This window comes from Persicitalea sp. (genome assembly GCF_041751555.1).
Classification (GTDB): Bacteria; Bacteroidota; Bacteroidia; order Cytophagales; family Spirosomataceae; genus Persicitalea.
Genome location: NZ_JBGSXF010000463.1, coordinates 1 through 4,894 on the forward strand (window position 1 = coordinate 1; position 4,894 = coordinate 4,894).

General features: G+C 52.5%; 6 protein-coding genes. All 6 read left to right on the plus strand.

The window, feature by feature from the left end:
* On the plus strand, positions 1–526 hold a 526-nt coding region (gene hisIE, locus ACEW8P_RS16320), incomplete at its 5' end, for a bifunctional phosphoribosyl-AMP cyclohydrolase/phosphoribosyl-ATP diphosphatase HisIE (RefSeq protein ID WP_373514143.1).
* 49 nt (positions 527–575) lie between these two features.
* Positions 576–911, plus strand: a complete 336-nt coding sequence (locus tag ACEW8P_RS16325) for a phage holin family protein (protein WP_373514144.1) — start codon at positions 576–578, stop codon at positions 909–911.
* 107 nt (positions 912–1,018) lie between these two features.
* Positions 1,019–1,795 carry a geranylgeranylglyceryl/heptaprenylglyceryl phosphate synthase gene (locus ACEW8P_RS16330; protein WP_373514148.1) on the plus strand — a complete coding sequence of 259 codons (777 nt, stop codon included), beginning with the start codon at positions 1,019–1,021 and terminating at the stop codon, positions 1,793–1,795.
* 161 nt (positions 1,796–1,956) lie between these two features.
* Entirely contained in the window at positions 1,957–2,133 is a 177-nt protein-coding gene (locus ACEW8P_RS16335) for a hypothetical protein (RefSeq protein ID WP_373514145.1), read from the plus strand.
* Between the two features lie 45 nt (positions 2,134–2,178).
* Positions 2,179–2,865 carry a hypothetical protein gene (locus ACEW8P_RS16340; protein ID WP_373514146.1) on the plus strand — a complete coding sequence of 229 codons (687 nt, stop codon included), beginning with the start codon at positions 2,179–2,181 and terminating at the stop codon, positions 2,863–2,865.
* A 74-nt stretch (positions 2,866–2,939) separates the two neighbouring features.
* Positions 2,940–4,894, plus strand: a 1,955-nt coding sequence (gene porU, locus ACEW8P_RS16345; protein WP_373514147.1) for a type IX secretion system sortase PorU, incomplete at its 3' end; no start/stop codon positions are given.

The following is a 4,894-nucleotide window of genomic DNA, read 5'->3' on the forward strand; positions in this document are numbered from 1 at the left end:
CCTGATGCTGGGCTATATGAACGCCGAGGCCCTCGAAAAAACCAAGACCGAAGGCAGAGTCACCTTTTTCAGTCGCAGCAAGCAGCGCCTATGGACTAAGGGCGAAACGAGCGATAACTTTCTGCACGTCCAGGAAATCCTGACCGATTGCGACGGCGATACGATCCTGATCAAGGCCAATCCCGCCGGGCCGACTTGCCACACGGGGGCCGATACCTGTTTCGACGAAGTCAATGACGGACAAGCGACCTTCCTTAACTATCTGCAAAAGAAAATTATCCGTGATCGCAAGCAAAACCCGTCCGAAACCTCCTACACAACTTCTTTATTCAAAGAAGGCGTCAACAAGATTGCGCAGAAGGTAGGGGAAGAGGCCGTAGAGGTCGTGATCGAGGCAAAAGACGATAACGACGACCTGTTCAAAGGCGAAGTTGCCGACCTGCTCTTCCACTTATTGGTTTTGCTTGAGCATAAAAATATTGACTTAGATGAAATAATCAACGTTCTTCGTACTCGTCACAAATGATGCTTCATCATTGTGCGGAACTCCAATAACCAATAACCCATATCTGAAAATGAAGCTTCTCCTCCGCCTGGTCATTAGTACCATCGCCATTATCATCGCCGCCAACTTACTGGACGGCGTCGTCATCACCAACGTGACTACCGCATTGGTCGCCGCTATCGTATTGGGTCTGCTCAACGCCTTTGTGCGACCCATCCTGCAAATTCTGGCACTTCCCATTACGATCCTTACGTTGGGTCTGTTCTATTTTATCATCAACATATTGATGGTGTATTTTGCCGCTGCGTTAGTGGATGGTTTTTCGGTAAGTGGCTTTATTTCGGCGGCACTTTTCGCTCTTATCGTTGCTGTCATCTCAGGCATTTTAGGGATGTTCGTAGATTGACGAGGTGTCACAGTTGTCTATGAACGGGTGCGTTTGCGTGCAATTCACTACTTTTGGACAATTTTCAGATGCCGTCAGAATCTAATTCCACCACCCAGCCCAACCGGATGCAGCCGAAAAATAACAAAATAGCGGCCCTCTTGCAGAAAAAGCGCGTTGAACAAAAGAAATCGTTCGCTGTGCTGCTGGATCCTGATAAGGTCGATTTTGCCTCTTTCCCTGAATTGCTCGAAAAAGCGATGGCCTGCGGCGTCGACTTTTTCTTTGTGGGTGGTAGTCTTGTCACCCGCTACGCCATTGACCAAATGGTTGCAGCCATCCACGCCCATACCGACATTCCGGCTATACTTTTTCCCGGTAATAGCTTGCACATTGAACCTAGCGCGGACGCCATTCTGCTGCTTTCGCTTATTTCCGGTCGTAATCCCGAACTACTCATCGGACAGCACGTCATCGCGGCGCCGCTGCTGCGGCAGAGCAAGCTCGAAATTCTGCCGACGGGCTATATGCTGGTTGAGAGCGGTAAGTTGACCACCGTTTCTTATATAAGCGGCACCATCCCCATTCCCTATGACAAGCCCAGCGTAGCGGCCTGCACCGCGATGGCTGGCGAAATGCTCGGCCTGAAACTGATGTACCTCGACGCGGGCAGCGGCGCGCAATACGCCGTGCCGGAGGCCATCATATCGGCGGTCAGCACGGCTACCGATACGCCACTCATTGTGGGTGGTGGTATCGACTCTGGTGAAAAAGCCTACGCAGCTCTGAAAGCGGGTGCCGATGTAGTAGTTATTGGCAATGGTATTGAACGGAACCCGTTGCTGCTTCCCGAAATAGCACAATGCGTAAAGGCTTTTAACCAGAAATCTGTCAAGGTAGTCTGAGTAAAATGTTTATTCGACGCGCTGCATTGTATAAAAACAAGCCCATTCATCATTTTCTAAGGAAATTTTAAGTTCTAGGAAAAATACAACCAAAATAATTTTGTAGACCATTTTTTCGTGGTACATTTGTCCCATCAAAAACCTTATTAACACTACAAAAAATGAAAAAAGTACTCGCATTCGCATTCGTTGCTGGCATGATGGCATTCGCTTCTTGCACCAGCAAGCCCTCTGAGGACGCCGCTATGGAAGATTCTACCACCATGACTATGGACACTGATACCATGATGATGATGGACGACATGGCTGCCGACACCATGATGACTGACACTTTGTAAGCAATTACACAGTCGGGGCGTCTGACGCCACAAAAAGATAGCTCTATGAAAGTAGGGCTATCTTTTTTTATTTTGGGGATGGAAAACAAACTTTCGGTCTTAGCCCCGCACCTGCCCAAAGCCTCCCAGCCTTATTGCGCCACCCTGTGGGAGCAACACCAGTTTGAGCTGCGCATCGTGCGCCCCCGCCGCACCCGCCTGGGTGATTTTACCAAAAAGCCCCGCGAACGTCCACGCATCACGCTCAACGCTGACCTGAACCCGTACAGTTTCCTGATTACCTATCTGCACGAAGTGGCTCATCACGTGGTGTACGCTACTTTCCCCCGAAAGAGAATGGCTCCACACGGCCGGGAATGGAAGGAAGCTTTTACAACCCTCCTCCTTCCAGTTTTGAATCCGGCGTGTTTTCCCGACGAAGTACTGATCCCGCTACGGCACTACGCGGCTGACCCCAAAGCCTCCACGGGCAGCGATGCCGCGTTGGTGTTGGCTTTGGCTAAATACAATGCGGCCAGCACAGACTCCAGCGTCGTATCTGAGACCAATTCCAACAAAAAGACTTTGCTGCACCTAAGCGAGGGCGTAAATTTCGTTTTCCAGCAAAGGGAATTTACGCGCGGCCCTTTGCGGCGCACGCGCGTACTTTGTTTTGAAAAGGTTTCAAAGCGCCGTTACACGATTCCCGCCCATGCTTTGGTGGTAGTGAACACGGGATCGCCCGGCGATTGACAATGGATAGTGGACAGTTATGTACTTGCGGACGTTTACGATGGACAATTCTCTTGTTCATTGGCCTGCTATCTTTGCTTGCTCATTTTTCCCACGCCCAGGTTCCTTCCGTACTAGCGGAAGGAACCTGGTACAAGATAGCCGTTACGCAGTCGGGCGTGCACCGCGTGGATGCCGGATTGTTGCGTAAAATGGGAGTCGATGTGGCGAAAATTAATCCCAAAAACCTGCAAATCTATGGCAACGGCGGTGGTGTGCTGCCGCAGCGGAATGGTACGCCGCGCCCGACGGATTTAGTGCAAAACGCTATTTGGGTAGCGGGCGAGGAAGACGGGCGTTTCGACGAGAAAGATGCAATCTACTTCTACGCCGAAGGGCCGCGTGTAGTGCGTTACGATTCTTTGCAAAATTCCTTCTTTCACGAAATCAATTACATCTCGGATAGCAGCTTCTACTACCTGAATGTCGGTGCCGCACCGGGCAAACGAATTGCTGACATCGCTTCGCAGAGTGTAGCGGGTACTTCCGTGGATCAGTTCGATGACTACTGGTTTCATGAGGACGAATCCGTCAATCTGCTACAATCGGGCCGGGAGTGGTGGGGCGAGTACCTGGGCTTGTCGGGCCAACTTTTGCTGAAAGCCGACTTACCGGGCGTGCTGCCGGGTTCGGCGGCGATCTTGCGCGGGGCGGGTATCGCCTCGGCTCAGGTTACGACCCGCTTTCGCTGGCGGGTCAACGGGCAGGATATAGGCGAGCAAACGCAGGGCGCAGTGAGTACTTATCGCTATGATTTGAAAGCGCAGCGCAGCGAGAAGAACTACTTCTTTACAGCGGGTAACGCGCCGCCCGCTACTTTCAATGTTTCTCTAAGTTTTGACAAAAATGGTCAAAACAACGCCCAGGCTTACCTCGACTACGCCGCGTTGCAAACCAAACGGCAACTTCGCGCTTACCCAACGCAACAAGACTACCGCTTTCTACCTTCCGCTACGGCTGCCGTTTCTTATATCTTAAAAGATATTCCGCAAGACTGGCAATGGTGGGATATTTCTGATCCACAGCAGCCACGACGGGCCTTGCTGGAACGCGCTACTGACGGCACGGCGAAATTCGGAGCTGCCGATGGTCGGAGCGTTCGCGCCTATGCCGGATTCTCTCCGCTGCAAGTTCTGGAACCCACTACCGGGCAGAAAATCGCGAACCAGAATCTGCACGCCTTAGCCGTTCCCGAGCTGCTCATCGTCACGTCCAAAGCCTGGCAAAGCGAAGCAACGCGGCTCGCGCAGTTCCGCGAAAAGCACGATGGTCTGACCGTTGCCGTAGTAACGACCGACCAGGTTTTCAACGAATTTGCTTCGGGCAAAGCCGACCCGACGGCCATTCGGGATTTTGCCCGATTCCTGTACCGACAGAATCCTAATAGATTAAGATACCTGCTGCTCTTCGGCGATGCGACCTACGACTACCGCAACCGTAGCGGCACACAGTCAGCCACGCAGCAGCAGCGGGTGCCCGTGTACGAAAGTCGCGAGTCGTTGCACCCGGTCTTCACCTATTCTTCCGACGATTATTTTGGGTTTTTGCAAGAAAACGAGGGCGAATGGACCGAGACATCGGCGGGCGACCACTTGCTGGACATTGGTGTTGGTCGCCTGCCCGTCAAGACGCCGGGGGAGGCTCGCGTGGTCGTGGACAAGCTAATCCATTACGCCTCGTCGCCCCAAACGCTGGGCAAATGGCGCAATCGTATCAACTTCGTGGCCGACGACGGCGATGGCAACATTCACCAGCAACATGCCGACCTGCTGGCGAAGCAAATTGGAGATAAGTTTTTGACTAAGCGCCTTTTCGTGGACGCCTTCCCGCACGTCAGCTCACCCGAAGGAGCCAAGAAGCCTGACCTGAATGCCACCATTCGGCAGCGCATCGACGAAGGCACACTCATCCTGAACTACACCGGGCACGGCGGTGCCACGGGCTGGGCCGAGGAACAAATATTGACTCTTGCCGATATGCAGACTGTACG

Coding starts and splice junctions, on each gene's coding strand:
- ACEW8P_RS16325 (WP_373514144.1), top strand. CDS start 576: ATGAAGCTTCTCCTCCGCCTGGTCATTAGTACCATCGCCATTATCATC.
- ACEW8P_RS16330 (WP_373514148.1), top strand. CDS start 1,019: ATGCAGCCGAAAAATAACAAAATAGCGGCCCTCTTGCAGAAAAAGCGC.
- ACEW8P_RS16335 (WP_373514145.1), top strand. CDS start 1,957: ATGAAAAAAGTACTCGCATTCGCATTCGTTGCTGGCATGATGGCATTC.
- ACEW8P_RS16340 (WP_373514146.1), top strand. CDS start 2,179: ATGAAAGTAGGGCTATCTTTTTTTATTTTGGGGATGGAAAACAAACTT.